1 protein-coding gene is annotated in these 656 nt (G+C 60.1%); it reads left to right on the top strand.

The genetic code is table 11. The features are described from left to right. On the top strand, positions 1-511 hold a 511-nt coding region (locus tag ACTJKQ_RS24525; protein WP_440598369.1), incomplete at its 5' end, for a replication initiation factor domain-containing protein. Positions 512-656 lie beyond the last annotated feature (145 nt).

Below are 656 nucleotides of genomic sequence, written 5' to 3'. Positions count from 1 at the left end.
GGGTCGCTCCTTCTACTTCGGCAGCAAGGCCGCAGGCAAGCAAACCAACGTCTATGACAAGGGCGTCCAGCTCTACGGCAAACAGGACGCCACCGGCTGGCAGCGCATCGAGCTGCGCTATGGAAACCAAAAGCGATTGCTGCCCACGGACATTCTCCGCAGGCCCGCTGACTTCTTCGCAGGTGCCAGCGATTGGCATGCCCTGATGTTGGCCGAACACGGCGCCATTGCATCGCCTGAGCCCATCAAAACAGAGCCGCGCCTCCCACTCGAAACCCTCATGGCTGAGTGCACGCGCAACGTGCGATGGGGCTTCTCTACAGCGGGAAAAACGCTCGCTTTGATGGTTCGCTACTGCGATCTGGAAACCATCGTCGGCTTCGTTGAGAACTGCGCAGAAATGCCCGGTCGGCTGTCCAAGTTCAAGCGCTCCGAAGTCGAGCGCATCTATCAGCAGGTGTTCAAAAAAATCTCGGGCTCCGGTGCTGGCCACACCGCGTACGCCCACTAACCCAGGCCACGAAAGACCAACCATGAAGATGACCAGCAAAGCCGTGCTGCACGGCCTCAAGCAATCCAAGGGCGACTATGAGGGCCGCGCCTTCGACTCCACCACCTTCCACCTGTCGGTGGACATTGCGCAGTCCTCCAGCGGC

The sequence above is a fragment of the Acidovorax sp. 22279 genome (genome assembly GCF_052045435.1).
GTDB lineage: Bacteria > Pseudomonadota > Gammaproteobacteria > Burkholderiales > Burkholderiaceae_C > Acidovorax > Acidovorax delafieldii.
This window is presented reverse-complemented; position numbering and strand designations above follow the sequence as displayed.